This is a genomic window from Tsuneonella sp. HG094 (assembly GCF_053819285.1).
The window spans coordinates 1,007,147-1,023,350 of the sequence record NZ_JBSORA010000001.1 but is presented as its reverse complement, the minus strand read 5'-3'; the positions used below and the strand labels follow the sequence as shown (position 1 = coordinate 1,023,350).

The 16,204-nt window shown below is 65.5% G+C and carries 13 protein-coding genes and 1 tRNA gene; 4 read left to right on the top strand and 10 right to left on the bottom strand.

Annotation, left to right across the window (positions count from 1 at the left end):
- The 3 genes from ACWPMX_RS05055 to ACWPMX_RS05045 form a co-directional block, all read right to left on the bottom strand.
- A complete protein-coding gene (locus ACWPMX_RS05055) occupies positions 1 to 1,005 on the bottom strand; it encodes an alpha-ketoacid dehydrogenase subunit beta (RefSeq protein ID WP_455700733.1) in 1,005 nt (334 codons plus the stop codon).
- Positions 1,006 to 1,061: 56 nt separating this feature from the next.
- Positions 1,062 to 2,357, bottom strand: coding sequence for a thiamine pyrophosphate-dependent enzyme (locus ACWPMX_RS05050; RefSeq protein ID WP_455698950.1), 1,296 nt, complete (start codon positions 2,355 to 2,357; stop codon positions 1,062 to 1,064).
- A gap of 104 nt (positions 2,358 to 2,461) precedes the next feature.
- Positions 2,462 to 3,418 carry a thymidylate synthase gene (locus ACWPMX_RS05045; protein ID WP_455698949.1) on the bottom strand — a complete coding sequence of 319 codons (957 nt, stop codon included), beginning with the start codon at positions 3,416 to 3,418 and terminating at the stop codon, positions 2,462 to 2,464.
- A 107-nt stretch (positions 3,419 to 3,525) separates the two neighbouring features.
- Between ACWPMX_RS05045 and ACWPMX_RS05040 the strand changes: the two genes are divergently transcribed.
- Positions 3,526 to 3,602 (top strand) — tRNA-Pro (locus ACWPMX_RS05040).
- 145 nt (positions 3,603 to 3,747) lie between these two features.
- Here ACWPMX_RS05040 and ACWPMX_RS05035 read toward each other — a convergent pair.
- The 6 genes from ACWPMX_RS05035 to recG form a co-directional block, all read right to left on the bottom strand.
- Complete coding sequence (locus tag ACWPMX_RS05035) at positions 3,748 to 4,203, bottom strand: DUF411 domain-containing protein (RefSeq protein WP_455698948.1); 456 nt, start codon at positions 4,201 to 4,203, stop codon at positions 3,748 to 3,750.
- 85 nt (positions 4,204 to 4,288) lie between these two features.
- On the bottom strand, positions 4,289 to 5,197 hold the full coding sequence (locus ACWPMX_RS05030; RefSeq protein WP_455698947.1) for a cation transporter: 909 nt from the start codon (positions 5,195 to 5,197) through the stop codon (positions 4,289 to 4,291).
- Positions 5,194 to 5,637: a hypothetical protein gene (locus ACWPMX_RS05025; protein ID WP_455698946.1), complete on the bottom strand. Its 444-nt coding sequence runs from the start codon at positions 5,635 to 5,637 to the stop codon at positions 5,194 to 5,196. Before ACWPMX_RS05025 ends, ACWPMX_RS05030 begins: the two co-directional genes overlap by 4 nt.
- A 51-nt stretch (positions 5,638 to 5,688) precedes the next feature.
- Positions 5,689 to 6,432 (bottom strand): energy transducer TonB, encoded by a 744-nt coding sequence (locus ACWPMX_RS05020; protein ID WP_455698945.1) that lies wholly within the window; start codon positions 6,430 to 6,432, stop codon positions 5,689 to 5,691.
- 44 nt (positions 6,433 to 6,476) lie between these two features.
- Positions 6,477 to 6,869 carry a hypothetical protein gene (locus ACWPMX_RS05015; protein WP_455698944.1) on the bottom strand — a complete coding sequence of 131 codons (393 nt, stop codon included), beginning with the start codon at positions 6,867 to 6,869 and terminating at the stop codon, positions 6,477 to 6,479.
- Positions 6,870 to 8,930 (bottom strand): ATP-dependent DNA helicase RecG, encoded by a 2,061-nt coding sequence (recG, locus tag ACWPMX_RS05010; RefSeq protein WP_455698943.1) that lies wholly within the window; start codon positions 8,928 to 8,930, stop codon positions 6,870 to 6,872. It lies immediately after the preceding gene.
- A gap of 122 nt (positions 8,931 to 9,052) precedes the next feature.
- On the opposite strand from recG, the gene ACWPMX_RS05005 reads away from it, so the two are divergent.
- The 3 genes from ACWPMX_RS05005 to mfd all read left to right on the top strand — a co-directional run bounded on the left by ACWPMX_RS05005 (position 9,053) and on the right by mfd (position 13,432).
- The gene (locus ACWPMX_RS05005) at positions 9,053 to 9,481 is read left to right on the top strand and encodes a hypothetical protein (RefSeq protein ID WP_455698942.1); all 429 of its coding nucleotides are present in this window, start codon (positions 9,053 to 9,055) and stop codon (positions 9,479 to 9,481) included.
- 85 nt (positions 9,482 to 9,566) lie between these two features.
- On the top strand, positions 9,567 to 9,830 hold the full coding sequence (locus tag ACWPMX_RS05000; protein ID WP_455698941.1) for an FAD assembly factor SdhE: 264 nt from the start codon (positions 9,567 to 9,569) through the stop codon (positions 9,828 to 9,830).
- Positions 9,831 to 9,934: 104 nt separating this feature from the next.
- On the top strand, positions 9,935 to 13,432 hold the full coding sequence (gene mfd, locus ACWPMX_RS04995; RefSeq protein WP_455698940.1) for a transcription-repair coupling factor: 3,498 nt from the start codon (positions 9,935 to 9,937) through the stop codon (positions 13,430 to 13,432).
- Positions 13,433 to 13,732: 300 nt separating this feature from the next.
- Here the strand turns inward: mfd and ACWPMX_RS04990 are convergent, their stop codons facing one another.
- Positions 13,733 to 15,940, bottom strand: a complete 2,208-nt coding sequence (locus ACWPMX_RS04990; RefSeq protein WP_455700732.1) for an EAL domain-containing protein — start codon at positions 15,938 to 15,940, stop codon at positions 13,733 to 13,735.
- Between the last annotated feature and the right edge of the window lie 264 nt (positions 15,941 to 16,204).

Here is a 16,204-nt window from a genome sequence, read left to right as displayed (position 1 = left end):
TCAGGCTTCCAGAATCTTGTCGATCGCCTCGCCGATGCGGACCGGGCCGGGGAAATAGGCCCATTCGAGGCTGTGGGGATAGGGGGTGTCGAAGCCGGTCACCCGTTCGATCGGGGCTTCGAGATGGTGGAAGCAGCGTTCCTGCACCAGCGCGGACAACTCCGCGCCGAACCCGCTCGTCCGGGTCGCCTCGTGCACGATCAGGCAGCGGCCGGTCTTGCGAACCGAGGTTTCGATCGCCTCGATATCGAGCGGAACGAGCGTGCGCAGGTCGATGATCTCGGCATCGACGCCTTTGTCCTTGGCCACCGCGGACACGACGTGGACCATCGTGCCATAGCACAGGATCGTCATCGCCTCGCCGCTGCGCACAGTCCGCGCCTTGCCGAGGGGAATCGAATAGTAGCCTTCGGGCACCTTGCTGTCGGGGTGGTTTTTCCACGGTTCGACCGGCTTGTCGTAGTAGCCGCTGAAAGGGCCGTTGTAGATCCGCTTCGGCTCGAAGAACACCACCGGATCGTTGTCCTCGATCGCGGCGATCAGCAGACCCTTGGCATCGTAGGGGGTCGACGGAATCACCGTCTTGATGCCCGCCACGTGGGTGAACAGCGCCTCGGGGCTCTGGCTGTGGGTCTGCCCGCCGAAGATGCCGCCGCCGAACGGGCTGCGGACGGTCAGCGGCGCGATGAACTCGCCCGCCGAGCGATAGCGCAGCCGCGCCGCTTCGGAGATGAGCTGGTCGAGCCCCGGATAGATGTAATCCGCGAACTGGATCTCGGGCACCGGGCGCAGACCATAGGCACCCATGCCCACCGCCGCGCCAATGATCCCGCATTCGCTGATCGGCGTGTCGAACACGCGGTTCTTGCCGTACTTTTCCTGCAGGTGCGCGGTCGCACGGAACACGCCGCCGAAATAGCCGACGTCCTCGCCCATGATGATCACGCTGGGATCGTGGCTGAGCATGATGTCGAGCGCGTCGTTGATCGCCTCGATCATGTTCATCGCGCGCGACGGAGCATCGGCAAGGCCGAGCGGAGTGTCGTCGCGGTAGTCGCTGGTCACGCTTGCGGCCACTTGATCTTCCTTTCGCGGATCGCCTGCGCGGCCTGTTCCTCGAGGTGCCAGGGCAGTTCCTCGAACACGTCCTCGAACATGGTGTGGAACGGATGGTGCATGCCGTGGCCGAGCACGCCGTTCTTCTCGGCATCCTTGGTCGCGGCCTTGACCTGCTCGGCGCAGTCGAGGTCTAGTTTTTCCTGCCGCTCCTCGTCCCACTCGCCCAAGGTGACGAGGTGGTCCTTCAGGCGCATGATCGGGTCGCCCAGCGGCCATTCGCTGCGCTCCTGCGCGCTGCGGTACTGGCCGGGATCGTCGGAAGTGGAGTGGCCTTCGGCGCGGTAGCTGAAGTGCTCGATCAGCGTCGGCCCGGCGTTGGAGCGGGCGCGGTTCGCGGCCCACTGCGTCGCGGCATAAACCGCCAGCGCGTCGTTGCCGTCGATCCGCAGACTGGCGATGCCGTAGCCGACCCCGCGCGCGGCGAAGGTCGCCCGCTCGCCGCCGGCAAAGCCGCTGAAGCTGGAGATCGCCCACTGGTTGTTGACGACGTTGAGGATCACCGGCGCGTTGTAGACGGTGGCGAACAGGCACGCGGCGTGAAAATCGCCTTCCGCGGTGCTGCCTTCGCCCACCCAGGTCGCTGCGATCCGGCTGTCGCCGCGCATCGCGCTCGCCATCGCCCATCCCACCGCCTGCGGGGTCTGCGTGGCGAGGTTGCCGCTGATCGTGAAGAAGCTGTGCGGTCGGCTCGAATACATGATCGGCAGCTGGCGGCCCTTCAGCTTGTCGCCGCGGTTCGAATAGATCTGGTTGATCATCTCGACCAGCGGATAGCCGCGCGCGATCAGGATGCCCTGCTGGCGGTAGCTGGGGAACACCATGTCGTCGCTGGCGAGCGCCATCGCGGCGGCGACGCTGGTCGCCTCCTCGCCGGTGCACTTCATGTAGAAGCTGGTCTTGCCCTGGCGCTGGCCGCGATACATCCGCTCGTCGAATGCGCGGGTGAGCGCCATCGTGCGCAGCATCTGGCGCAGCGTGTCGGCGTCGAGCCGAGGGTCCCACGGGCCGTGCGCGCGGTTGTCGTCGCCGAGCACCCGGACGAGGTCGTTCGCCAGCGGTGCGGTGTCGATCGCCGGGCAGGTCTCGTCCGGACGCGGTTGCGCGCCGGGTTCGCTGACCTTGATGTGCGAGAAATCGACCGCGTCGCCGGGGCGGTAAGCCGGTTCCGGGACGTGAAACTTGAGTGCCGGGCGGTTGCTGCCCGTCCTCGCCGTTCCCGTGGTACTGTCAGCGGCCATTCGCATTGCTCTCCCGTGCCAGAGCTTCCCCGGAAGCAATGACGCAATCTTTTACGACTGCGACATAATATTTCAAACCGGCCGACCGAGTCAAGGAGGTCCCGTCAGACCGCCACCGGTGCCTTAAGTGCACTGAGCGGCGTGTAATTCGAAACCTCGAAATCCTCGATCCGGTAGTCGAAGATCGTTTCGGGCCGCCGTACGATTTCAAGCCGTGGACGCCCTTGGGGTTCCCGGCCGAGCTGTTCTTCGATCAGGTCGGAGTGGTTGAGGTAGAGATGCACGTCGCCGCCCATCCACACGAACTCGCCGGGCTCCAGACCGGCCTGCTGCGCGAGCATCCGCTGGAGCAATGCCGCCGACCACAGGTTGAACGGCAGCCCCAGCGCGACATCGCAGCTACGCTGGTAGAGCAGTCCGTTGAGCTTCCCGCCCGCGACGTGGAACTGATAGGTCTTGTGGCACGGCGGCAGCGCCATCCGGTCGAGCTCGGCGACGTTCCAGCCTTCGATGATGTGACGGCGGCTTCCGGGATTGGTACGCAACGATTCGACCACGGCGGCGATCTGGTTGATCCCCTCGCCCGGCTCGTAGAGTCCGTCGGAGCGAGACCGATAGGTCGGCCAGTCGACCCACTGCTTGCCGTAGACCGGGCCAAGGTCGCCCCAGCGCGCCGCGAACGCCTCGTCCGCAGCGATTCGCTCGACGAAAGCCTCGAGGCTGATGGCATGCCCCGTTTCGCGGACATATGTCGCGTGGGGCCACTCGTTCCAGATGCCGACGCCCTGCAGCACCAGCGGACGGATGTTCGTCTCGCCGGTGAGGAACCACAGCAACTCGCGCGTGGCGGTCTTCCAGTAGACGCGCTTGGTGGTGATCAGCGGCATCGCCCCGCCCGCCAGATCGAATCGCAGCATCGCGCCGAAGACCGATCGCGTGCCGATACCCGTGCGATCGATCCGCTCGGACCCTTCGCTCCAGATGCGGCGCATCAGGTCGAGATACTGCTGTTCGGGGTGGTCCGGCTCAAGAGAATCGGGGAACGGAAGCGCGCTGGCCATGCCTTGCCCTACTCTGCGAAAAGCCCGCTTGCCACCCCGCGATCCCCTCCCTATAGGGCCGCCTCTGCCTCGCCCGCCCGGGTTTCCGGACGGGGGAAAGCATCGGTCGGGGAATAGCTCAGCCTGGTAGAGCACTGTCTTCGGGAGGCAGGGGCCGGAGGTTCGAATCCTCTTTCCCCGACCAGTTTTCCGCGCAGAAGGATGTCCGGCGGACATCTTTCGTCGAAAAACTCGCGAGCGATAGCGAAGCGCTGTCGCATGGTCGAAATGACCCGTGGGATCATTTCGCGCGAAAAATCACGAGCGAAGCGAAGTGTGATCGGCCGCAATCACGGGTAGCGGGCGTACACCGTCCGCCCCGCGTCGCCGAACGCGATGACCTCGTACTCGGTGTAGTGGCCCTGCGCCTCCATGCCCGGAGAGCCCATCGGCATCCCCGCGACCGCAAGGCCTTTCACGCCCTCGGGACGCTCGGCAAGCAGGCGCTCGACCTCCTTCGCCGGCACGTGACCTTCGATGACATAACCGTCGACGACCGTCGTGTGGCACGATGCGAGGTCGGCCGGAACGCCAAGCCGCGTCTTCACACTGTCCATCGATTCGTCTTCGCGGACCTGCACTTCGTGATGCAGGCTCGAGCGCGCATGTTCGGCCCAATCGGTGCAGCACCCGCAATTGGGATCCTTGAACATGACATAGGGCGCGGCTTGCACGGTGCTGGTGCACGCGCCGAGAAATGCGATCATCATCGTCGCCGCGCGGCGAGACCAGGGTTCTGCGTTCATGTCTGTCCCGTTCGGAGCCGTTGGCGACCCGGCGCGGGCATGGTGCCCCCGACTCGCGGCAGGCGCAAGGGTCAGCGCAAAACCGTCAGGGCCGAAAGGCGATGGAATCGATGCGCCAGTCGTCGCACCCGTCGATGTCGATCTCTTCGGCGTCCCATTCGGCGTCGGGACGTGCGCCGATCACTTCGGCCCTGATGAAGCGTCCCGTTTCGCGCAGCGCGATCCGGTCGGCTTGCGGAAAGCGCTGCTCGAGAACGTCGCGCAGCGCGGCGGCGTCCTTCGCCAGTTCCTCGCTTCCAAGCTCGTGCGGGACACCGTCGACAAGCTCGGCCGCGGCGATCTTCATGGCTTTCCAACCATCCCGGATCACGCTGACCGAGATGACCAGCGCCGCCGCCGCATCCGCCCACCAGTACCCGAGGCCAAGGCCGCCGATTCCGACGATCCCCGCGACACCCGTCTGCCAGTCGGCTTTCTTCATCTGTGCGTCGGTGTGGATCAGCTTGTCGCTGAGCCGCTCGGCGAGCGGCAATTCCTTGCGTGCGATCGCGACCGGAACCGCAATGGCATAGGCCTGCGCCGCGAACATCAACCAGCCCAGCCAGACATCGCGACCAAGAACGCGCACGGTGCCGATCGTCACATGATGCTGGGTCCAGAGCGCGGTCACGGCTTCCTTCGCAAGAAACAGGCCGACTGCGCCGAGCGCGACTGCCGCGACCAGGAAACCGAGGCTGTTGCCGCGGTCGTAGCCGTAATGGAATCGCTCGTCCGCGCCCTTCTTTTCCCAATGCGTGGCGAAGAGGAACACGATCGGCGGCACCAGCGCGAGCAGGTCCTCGACCCAAGCGGTCTTCATCGCCTGGCTCGAACCCATGACCAAGCCCATCGCCACGACGACGCTCCCCGACCAGACGATATTCCACTTGGCGAGGTTTTGCGCCGCTGCGAGGTCGCCGCGTATTTCGGGCGGGTGCCCTTCGCGCTCGCTCATCGCACTGCCTCAAGATCGCGGACCGTCTTTTCCAACGTGGCGATCCAGCGGTTCTCGCCATTCGCCGCCACCGGGGCGAGGCCGATCTTGCGGTCACCGACCGTACGGGTCGAGATGGGTTCGATAAGCGAGACGTCGGCCACCCACGGCGAATCGTGCGCGAATTCCCCGATCACCACGTCGAGTTTCCCTGCCTCCAGCGCGGCAAGCGCGCGCTCGGCCGGCCCATCGGCGACGTCGAGCCGTGCGACCTTTGCCGCGGCAAGGTTGCTGAGAAAACGCGCTGCGCGATCCCTGTCCTCCGCATGGAGGCGCGTCATCGCAACACGGATCACACCAGTCCGCTCGATCCGCTCGCTGGTACCCTCAAGATCGTCGGGAAAGGGCCCGCAGGCCGCCAGGGCCAACGTCACCGCCATCAGGGTCGCAATGGTGCGCATGTCTCTCCCCTGTTCGGAGCAGACAATACGCGGCCCGAAACGACGTTCCCGTCAGCGGTCGTTGGCGACCCATTCGTGGGTTTCGCGCACATGCGAGCGGACGGGCCGACCGCGCCGGTCGAGCGCCGGGCGATAGCGAAAGCGTTGCTCGATAAGGCGGCAGGTCAGGCTGTCGATCGCCGGGCGGCCGCTTGCCCGGTCGACGCGGCATCCGGTCACGCGCCCGTCGGCCTCGACCGCGAAGACCACCGTCACCGCTGCTTCTTCGCCAAGGGCGAGCGCGGTTTCGGGAAGATCGGAATAGGACATCCGGCCCGATGTCCGCCGCGGACCCTGCACCGCCACGCCATCCCCGGTGCCGTCGCCGTCACCGCCCAGGCCACCGCCTCCCAGGCCGTTGCCATAGCGGCCCGCGCCCCGGCCCGGTCCGAGCTGGTCGGACGCGCCGGTTTGCGGCGCACTCCCCACGTCGGCCGCCGGCGCAGTCACGACCGGGGGCGGGACGATGAGCGGAACGACCGGAGGGGCGACGATCGCAGTCGCCTTGTTGCGCAGGTTCTTCATCCCCGCCTCGTCCTTGGGCGCAGCCTTGTCGCGGCGGCGTTGCTCGGGTCGCTGCTTCGGGCGCGGCGGGGGCGGGGGCGGCGCTTCGCTGAGGTCGACCGAGAGCAGCGCGGGCACGATCTCAGCCTGCCGCGCTGTCCCCAGCCCGAACACCAGCAAGGCAACGACACCCGCGGTCAACGCGAGCGATACACCGGCGGATACGGCGCGCGGAGGCTGCGAGACGTACATCTCAGTCCCGCTGCACGGCTATCGATTGATCGGCACTGAATGGATCAGCCGACGATTTGGCGCGCTTCGGAACGTAGCCAACTCGCCAGAACTTCGACATCCTTGGGCGAACGCAGTCGAACTTTCGTTTCGTTCAATTTGTTCTCGGCGGGACGACCCCAACGATCGACGTTTACTTGACCGGGATGGTTCGATCTCGCGAGGGTATGGATCGCCGGACGCTGGTTTGTGGCGGGATTGCGACAGTAAAACAGGATATCGCTTTGATTTGGAATGAAAGAGAACGCGTACGTGTTACCCTTATAGAATGCAGCCGATTTGACATGACCCCTGCGTGGGCCGCGCATCTCGAAACCGAGATCCTGCATCAGACGAACGACTTGCTCCGCCGCAGATCTGGCACCGGGGTCTTTGATTCGGTCGAGTAGCTCTCTCATTCAACCTCCTCTCAATAGTTGCACGCCCCAGTCGCGTTCGAACAGGTAGAGCAGCACCCGCGCCGCCTCGCCCCGCTCGCCGGTCAGGCCGCCATCGCGCTCCATCAGCAGCCGCGCGTCCTCGTGCGCGATCGGAAGCAGGCGCTGGATCTGTTCGAGATCGGCGACGCGGAACGGCGTATCGCCCGATTGGCGCGTGCCCAGAAGCTCGCCTCCACCGCGCAGGCGCAGATCCTCCTCGGCCAGGCGGAAGCCGTCCTGCGTCTCGCGCATCAGCGCGAGCCGTTCCTTGCCGGTCTCGCTCAGCGCCTCCCCGCGCAGCAGCAGGCAGACAGACTTCTTCGCGCCCCGCCCGACGCGGCCGCGAAGCTGGTGAAGCTGGGCAAGGCCGAAGCGCTCCGCCTGCTCGATCACCATCAAAGTAGCGTTGGGCACATCGACGCCAACCTCGATCACTGTCGTCGCGACGAGCAGCTTCGCATTACCGGCCGCGAACCGCTCCATCGCGGCGTCCTTTTCCTCGGGGCGAAACTGGCCGTGGACGAGAACGACATCGTCCCCGAACCGCGCCTTGAGCGCGGCGTAGCGCGCCTCGGCGGCGGCAATGTCCTCCGTCTCGAGCTCTCGGACCATCGGGCAGACCCAATAGGCCTGCGCGCCCGCATCGAGCTGACCTGCGAGCCGCTCGATCACCTCTGGCGTGCGCTCCGCGCCGATCACCACAGTATCGATCGCCTGCCGCCCAGGCGGCATCTCGTCGAGGCGGCTCACGTCCATCTCGCCGTATTGCGCCAGCGTCAAGGTGCGCGGGATCGGGGTCGCGGTCATGGCGAGGGTGTGCGGGGTCACCCGGCCCTTGGCGCTCAGCATCAGCCGCTGCGACACACCGAAGCGGTGCTGCTCGTCGATCACTACGAGGCCGAGGTTCTTATAGGCGACGGTGTCCTGGAAGATCGCGTGGGTGCCGACGACGATGCGGATGCCGCCGTCGTGGAGCCCCATCAGGATGCTCTCGCGCGCCCTTCCCTTGTCGCGCCCCGTCAGTAGCGCGATCTCGACTCCAATGGGCGCAAGCATCCGCCGCAGCGTTTCGTAGTGCTGACGGGCGAGGATCTCGGTCGGCGCGAGCAGCGCGGCCTGCGCACCGCCCTCTACCGCGATCAGCATCGCCTCGAGCGCAACGACCGTCTTGCCGCTGCCGACGTCGCCCTGGAGGAGGCGCAGCATCGGCACCTGCTGCGCAAGGTCGCCCTCGATCTCCGCAATGCTGCGCCTTTGCGCACCGGTCAGGGGAAACGGCAGTTCGAGCTTGCCGCGCAAGGCGCCGTCGCCCTTGAGGGCCTGCCCGCGTCGCTTGCGGTTGTCCGCGCGCACCAGCATCAGCGCGAGGCTGTTGGCGAGCAGTTCGTCATAGGCGAGCCGGTCGCGGGCTGCCGGATGATCGCCACGGTGCGCCAGCGTCAGCGCGTCGCCCCAGCCCGGCCACTTCACCCGGGCGAATTGCCCGGGTTCGATCCACTCGGGCAGCGCGGGCAAGCGGTCGAGCACTTGCGCGACGAGCCCCGCGACCTTGGGCTGGGTCAGTCCTTCGGACAGCGAATAGACCGGTTCGTTGAGCGTACCGAGCAGGCCCGAACTGTCCTCGCTGACGTGGTCGGGATGCACGATCTGGAGCATCTGGCCGTACTGGTCTAGCCGGCCTGCCACCCAGCGCCGCTCGCCGACCGGCAACTGCTTCTTCGCGGTGTAGCTTGCGCGCCCGAAGTAGGTCAGCGAGACGACGTTGCCGAGCGCGTCGGTCGCGAGCACGTTGTACGGCCCCCGGCCCGATCGCGGGGGGCGGTGCTCTGTCACGGTCAGCGGCACCACGACCTGCTCGCCGACGCTCCCCTGGTCGAGGTTCTCGATCGGTCGCCGGGTCACGAAACGGTCGGGAAGGTGGTAGGCAAGGTCGCGCACGCGGGTCAGGCCCAGCTTGTCGAGCGGCTTGAGCGCCTTGGGCCCGACACCGTCGAGCGCCGCGACCTCGGCGAACAGGGGATTGAGCACGTCGGGCCGCATCGCGTCTCCTCTAAAGTCATTCCCGCGCGATGCGAAGCGCGTCGAGGAATGGCTTTGGGCAAAAGCGCGGATTTGTGTTAACCACGCCGCCGCGGGTCGCCTTCCTTGGAGAGGGGGCCACCATGACCCGGAAAATCACGTCGATTGCACTTGCTGCGGCCTGCATGATCGCGGCAGTTCCTGTCGCTGCGCAAAACGAGCCGGAAGAGGCGCGCACGACCTACACGATCACGATGCTGAAGTTCGCGACCGGCGCCGACGAGCGCTGGAGCGAGATGCAGGACAAGTACTACGCCCCGGCCGCTGCCGCCGCGGGCCTGCCGAAGACTGAAGTGCATTGGATGATGGACGGGCCGTGGGACCTGATGCTCGTGCGCAAGGTACCGCGCGGCATGACCACGTTCGATGCCCACGCATCGCCCGAGCGGAAGGCCTACGAAGCGGCGTTCGAGAAGATCGCCGGAAGCGCCGATGCAGCGAAGAAGCTCAACGAGGAGAACGACAAGCTCGTCTCGAACGCGGTGCGCTACTTCTCGCACACGCACCCCTGATCGGCGGGGCAGGAGAAGCGGGGCGGCGGGCGCGTGCCTGCCGCCCCGATTGCGTTCGGCCGGACCTTCGCCTAGCCGCTTCCGCATGGACACCGCAGCGCGCATCCGACGGCTCAAGTTCCGCGCCTGGCACCGCGGCACGCGCGAGGCGGACTACACGATCGGCGGATTTTTCCACCGCTACCACGCCCAATGGGGCGAGGCCGAGCTCGCCTGGTTCGAGGCGCTGCTCGAGGAAGACGACGTCGACGTCCTCGCCTGGGCCATGCGGGCAGCGGACGTGCCTCCGCGCTTCGCGGGCGCGCAGATGGACGCGATGCAGCGGCTCGATTTCGTCGACATAGCTTGAAACGGCTTGCCCGTCCGGGCGTTCGCCCTATCTGAGCACCGAAGCGCACCCGCTCGAAATGGCTCGAGCGGGTTTCCGCGCGTGTGCGCCACACAGGATTGACGATGCCCGACCTCCAGAAGATCCTGTCCGCGAAGTCTCCGCTGACGCTGTCGTCGGTGCCGCGCGGTGCGCAGCCGCTGGTGCTGGCCGATCTCGCGCGCGCGGCGAAAGGCCGCGGTGTGTTCGTCGCGCCCGACGAGGCGGCGATGAGCGCGGTGGCGGAGGCGGCGAAATTCTTCGCGCCCGAACTCGAGGTGGTCGAGTTCCCCGCGTGGGACTGCCTGCCCTACGACCGCGCCAGCCCCGCCCTCGCCGTCAGCGCGCGGCGGCTCGCGGCGCTCCACCGGCTGCAAGCGAAGAGTGCCGGCCCGCAGCTTCTCGTCACCACGATCAACGCGTTGCTGCAGCGCGTGCTCACCCCGTTCCGCGTGCGCGAGGCGGTGCGCGAGCTGAAACCGGGCATGACGATCGCGCACGAGGCGCTGATCGCACTGCTCCAGCGGCAGGGCTATTCGCGCACCGACACGGTGATCGACCACGGCGAATTCGCGGTGCGCGGGTCGATCTTCGACCTGTTCCCCAGTGGGCTCGACGCGGGCCTGCGGCTCGATTTCTTCGGCGACGACCTCGAATCGCTGCGCCTGTTCGACCCGAACACGCAGATGACCACCGGGTTGATCGAGCGGCACCTGCTGCTGCCCGCTAGCGAAGCGCTGGTCGACGAGGACACGATCAAACGCTTCCGCACCCGGTACCGCGAGCGGTTCGGCGCCAACGCCACGCAGGACCCGCTCTACCAGGCAGTCAGCGACGGTCGCCGCCTCGCCGGGATGGAACACTGGCTACCGCTGTTCGAGGAGCGCCTGTCGACGCTGTTCGATCACTTGGACGACGACGACCTGCTGGTGATCGACAATGCCGCGCTCGGCGCCGCGGACGAGCGCCTGTCTGACGTGGCCGACTATCATCGCCAGCGCGAGGAAGGGACCTATCGCCCCCTGCCCGAAGACGCGCTCTACCTCACGCGCGGCGAACTCGATGCCGCGCTCAAGGACCGCCCGATCCACCGTGCCTCGATTTTCGCCGAACCCGAGAGCGCCACGGTGATCGACTTCGGCTTCCGCTCGGGCCGCGACTTCACGCCCGAGCGCACGCGCGGCGACAACGTCTACGCCGCCGCCGCCGATCACCTGAAGGCCGCGGGCAAGGCCGGTCGCAAACCGTTGCTCGCGACCTATTCGAAGGGCAGCCGCGCGCGCATTGCCTCGATCATCGGCGAGGCCGGCGCGCCGATGGAACTCGCGGAGACATGGCAAGAGGCGCTGGGCCTCAGTGCAAAGGGCAAGCCGGTCGCGCTGGTCCTGCCACTCGAGAACGGCTTCGCGAACGAGCAGATCGACCTCGTCACCGAGGCGGACGTGCTCGGCGACCGGCTCGTCCGGCGCAAGAAGAAGCGCAAGAGCGCCGACGCCTTCCTCGCCGAACTGCAGGCGCTCAACGCGGGCGATCTCGTGGTTCACATCGACCACGGCATCGGCAAATACCTCGGCCTGGAAGCGATCCCCGTCGGCAAGTCGAAGCACGACTGCGTGATGTTGCAGTACGCCGGCGGCGACAAGCTGTACGTCCCGGTCGAAAACCTCGAGGTCCTCTCGCGTTACGGCTCGAGCGAGGAGATGGTCGCGCTCGATCGCCTGGGCGGCGAGGCATGGCAGAAGCGCCGCGCGCGCCTGAAGGAGCGCATCCGCGAGATCGCGCACGAACTCCTCCGCACCGCCGCCGCCCGCGCACTGCGCAAGGCCGCCGTGGTCGAGACCGAGGAAGCGAGCTTCAACCAGTTCGTCGACCGCTTCCCGTGGCAGGAAACAGACGACCAGGACCGCGCGATCGACGAGGTGCTGGAGGATCTCGGCAGCGGCAAGCCGATGGACCGGCTCGTCTGCGGCGACGTCGGCTTCGGCAAGACCGAGGTCGCCCTGCGCGCCGCTTTCGCCACCGCGATGAGCGGGCGGCAGGTCGCGGTCGTCGCGCCGACCACCCTGCTCGCCCGCCAGCACTACGAGAACTTCGCCGCGCGGTTCTCGGGCTTCCCGCTCAAGGTGGGACGCCTCAGCCGCCTCGTCGGCGCCAAGGAAGCATCGGACACCCGCGACGGCCTCAAGTCCGGTGACGTCGACGTAGTGATCGGCACCCACGCGATCCTGTCGAAATCGACCGAGTTCAAGAACCTCGGCCTCGTCATCGTCGACGAGGAGCAGCGGTTCGGCGTGACCCACAAGGAAAAGCTCAAGCAGCTTCGGGCCGACGTCCACGTCCTCACCCTCACCGCCACGCCTATCCCGCGCACGCTGCAGATGGCGATGTCGGGCCTGCGCGAGCTGTCGACGATCCAGACCCCGCCGGTCGACCGCCTCGCGGTACGAACCTACGTGATGGAATGGGACGACATGGTCATGCGCGAGGCGCTGCTGCGCGAGCACCATCGCGGCGGGCAGAGCTTCATCGTCGTCCCGCGCATCAAGGACATGCCCGAGGTCGAGGAGTGGCTGCACAAGCACGTGCCCGAAGTGAAGGCGATCAGCGCGCATGGGCAGATGAGCCCGACCGAGGTCGAGGAACGCATGAGCGCGTTCTACGAAGGCAAATACGAAGTGCTGCTGTCGACCACCATCGTGGAAAGCGGGCTCGACATCCCGAGCGCGAACACCATCGTGATCCACCGCGCCGACCGCTTCGGCCTTGCTCAGCTATACCAGCTACGCGGGCGTGTGGGCCGGTCTAAGCTGCGCGCCTATGCCTACCTCACGACGCCGGGCGATACCGTGTTGAACGAAGTGGCCGAGAAGCGCCTGAAGGTTTTGGGTGATCTAGACAGCCTGGGCGCGGGATTCCAGCTCGCCAGCCACGACCTCGACATTCGCGGCGCCGGCAACCTGCTCGGCGACGAGCAGTCGGGCCATATCCGCGAAGTCGGCTTCGAACTCTACCAGGCGATGTTGGAGGACGCGATCCTCGCAGCCAAGGCAGGCGACGTAGGCCTGGAGCGCGAGGCCGGGCCCAGCCCGCAGATCACGGTCGATGCGCCGATCATGATCCCGGAGGAATATGTGCCCGATCTCGCGGTGCGGATGGGCCTATACCGCCGCCTCAACGACGCGAAGGATCAGGGCGAGATCGAAAGCCTCGCCGCCGAGATGATCGACCGCTTCGGACCGCTCCCTGCGCCGACCGCCAACCTCGTCAAGCTGATCGAGATCAAGCACCAGGCGATCGTCGCCAACATCGCCAAGATCGACGTCGGCGCGCGCGGCACGCTGGTGACATTCCACAAGGACGATTTCGCCGATCCGGCGGGGCTGATGGCGTGGGTCGGCCGTGTGGGTCCCGATGCGAAGCTGCGGCCCGACATGAAGCTGGTGCTGAGCCGCGCCTGGGGCGATCCGCAAAGCCGGCTCAACGGACTGTTCCAGCTGACCAGGGGGTTGAGCGGCATCGTGCAGCGGGCCGGAAAATCCGCTGCCGGCAAAACCGATCCGGCCAAACGAGAAAAGGCCGCCTGAGCGGCGGCCTTTTCAAAGAAACTCTAGCACGACCTGCGAACGACGCCCCCTGTCAGGCTCGGTCGGTTCGCAATTCGTTTACCCCGATTCGCACGTCAGCGAGGCGATCGTCCCGCTTTCGTACAACTCGCATTTCGAACCTTACTACCTCGACATTTGTCGAAGCTTTTCAGTCCGTTAGCCTAATTAGCGGCCGCCGAACAGATCGACGAAATAGGTCCAAATCGACATACGACCTCCTGTTTCGCACGGGATGTGCTAACAGGCATGGTTAACAGGTCGTAAAGATTAATCAAGAATTTATGCGGCTTTGGCTCCCTCCTGCATTCTGGGAACCAGTGTCTCCATCGTGATCGGGCGGTAGAAATAGTAACCCTGTGCTGTGTCGCAGCCCATCTGCCGCAGCAATTCCACCGCCGCGAGATCCTCTACCCCTTCGGCCACCGCCGTCCGTCCGAGCGAGTGGATCATGTCGATCGCGGTTCGGACCAGTGCCCGGTCTTCCAGCGACGTCTGCATTCCTACGACGAAACTGCGGTCGATCTTAACCTCCTCGGCCGGAATCTGACGCAGGTAGTGAAGCGAGGCGTGACCTATACCGAAGTCGTCCACCGACATGCCGACGCCCATGCGCTTCAGCGCGGCGAATGTCCTTGCCACGGTCTTGTCGTTCTCGATCGGGGCTGTCTCGGTAATCTCAAGTACTAGGTTGCGGACCGGGAAGCGATAGGCGGCGATGATCGCCTCGAGATCGGTAAGGAACATCGGATCGCTGAGATCGATCGCGGAGACATTGACAGCAACCTTGAACGACGGATCGATCGCCAACGCGCGTCGGGCCTGTTCCATTGCGCGCTTCAACACGAACCGGGTGATCATATCGACACGGTTGTGTTCTTCCGCCGCGGCGATGACCAACGAGGGATCGATCGGACCGCGCTCCGGATGATTCCATCGCATCAGCGCTTCCGCCCCGACGATCGCGCCCGTGGACAGCGATACCTTCGGCTGGAACACGACATCGACCTCGCCGGTCTTGATGGCGTTCTCGAGTTCGGAAAGAATCTGGAGGCGCCAGGTTCGATCGGCAGCCAGTTCCGCGGCGCCGATCATGAAGATGCGGTTCGTATGTGCCGCGTCCTCGGCGCACTGCATGGCGTTCTCTACGCGGGTGCGTACCGACGCATCCCGGTTGATATCGATCCCGATTGACGAAGCGACGTCGGGCGCGTGCGCGCCGATAGTGATGCTGGTGCGGAACAGCGCGTGCAGTCCGCGTACGTGACTTTCCAGTTCGACAGTCGGCGCCGCACTGCGCAGCCAAACGAAGGTATCCTTCTCGAACGCGAACTGCGCCTCCGAATCGGTTGCCTTCAACATGGTCTGCGCTTTGACGAGGAGCTTTTCGACCTCTTCGGCAGTCAGACTGGCACTGATCGTCGCGAAATTGCGGATCTTGAGCGCGACAACGTCCATTTCGGTTGCCTTGCCGATCGCATGCAACATTTCGATCCGCTGCAATCCGGTTGAGCCGCGATAGGACTGGGCCGCGTACCTGTGGAGGCGGATCCAGGCGATGCTCAGCGCGATGAGCGCGGGGACCACGTCAAAGTTGATGTTCACTGCATCGAACGCGATCGGGACCAGAACGAGAAATGCAGCCGAGCCGCCGAGCAAGCGACGGGAGGGAAGCTGCCGACCCCGTTGAAGCAGCAACACCACCGCAGCGATCAGAAATGCAGGATACCAGGAGAAGTCTCGGGGCGTCCCTTTCTTGAGCGTCTCGGCTCCGATCGCGTGGTGGATCGCCCCGAGGATCTTATCGCGGTAGGGCACCGGGTGATAATCGACCGTGGCGCGACTGGATGGCGCGACGATTACATCCCGGCCGGAAAACATCGCGGGGTCCACCCGCCCGCGCAGCACGTCGATATAGCTGACGAGCGGGATCGTCTTGTAATCTATCGCAAAATCGACGCGATAGGAATTCGTGATCGGCTCCGCATTTGCGAGCGCTCCCGACAGCGACGGATAAACTCGGCCGTTCACCAGCGAATGGGTAGGGAACGTGGTGGACAGGCCAAAAGGACCCTCCGCGCCGACGATCGATACAATATTGGCATGCGGCCGGAATATAGGGTTGGGCAGGATCGAGATCGTCGATCCGTCACTCTGCGGAAAATAGGGCATGAGGCCTAGCGACACATTGGGACGATGCCGTTGCAAAGCGTCGATGAATGCCTGGTCCTGCTCCGGCACGGTGGAATCGGCATAAGCGCGGTCGAAGAAGACCCGTTTTGCCCCCATCTGAAAAAGATCATCCAGGAACTCGGCATCCTGGTCTCGCCGGGTATCCGAGGCATTGAGATCGTTGAGTGTACGGTCATCGATCGACACCACGACGATCGACCGATCGGACGAATGAAGCCGAACCGCCGAGCGGGCCGCGCGAAACGAATCCTCGATCGGTAGCGGGACGTCGAACAAACCCATGAGCAACCCGATCATCAGCGCCCAGGCGACGATCCTCCTGCGTGTGCGGTTTGCGCCGTCGAGCGCGGTTTCCGACGCAGAGGTCGGCGCGCGCCGATGGACCAGGCGCGCGAACAGGCCCACCGACCGGTGGTCCTCCGCACGCTCGTCCAGCGCCTTATCCATCGACCGAGGGCGGCATGCCCCCTCCTTGCTCACGACCCATTCGAAAGGTCGCTATCGGAGCAAATCGAAAAGAAATCGTAACCCTGATTGCCGTTTGCCGCGAAAAATCGCGGG